The sequence below is a fragment of the Brevibacterium sp. SIMBA_078 genome, from assembly GCF_046534565.1.
In the GTDB taxonomy this organism is placed as follows: domain Bacteria; phylum Actinomycetota; class Actinomycetes; order Actinomycetales; family Brevibacteriaceae; genus Brevibacterium.
In genome coordinates this window covers 1-233 of record NZ_JAWRYQ010000622.1, presented here as the reverse complement: position 1 = coordinate 233, position 233 = coordinate 1, and the positions used below count along the sequence as shown (strand labels likewise).

The 233-nt window shown below is 38.2% G+C and carries 1 protein-coding gene; it reads left to right on the top strand.

Going from position 1 to position 233, the window contains the following annotated elements; translation table 11 throughout:
* Positions 1 to 10 precede the first annotated feature (10 nt).
* A partial coding sequence (locus tag SB749_RS21015; protein WP_410712027.1) for a glycoside hydrolase family 3 N-terminal domain-containing protein occupies positions 11 to 233 on the top strand: 223 nt, incomplete at its 3' end.

Below are 233 nucleotides of genomic sequence, written 5' to 3'. Positions count from 1 at the left end.
CGTTGAAGAAATGAGTGTAGAAGAAAAGATTGGTCAAATGATTCTTGCGGGAATTACCGGTACAACCATGAATCCCGACACAAGTAATTTAATTAACCAACATCGTGTTGGGGGAATTATTTTTTACCAAGATAACTTTCAAACCCCCGAACAAACCGTTCAGCTAGTGAATCAAATAAAAGAAGAAAATCAGTCGAACCTACCTCTCTTCTTAAGTACAGATCGAGAAGGAG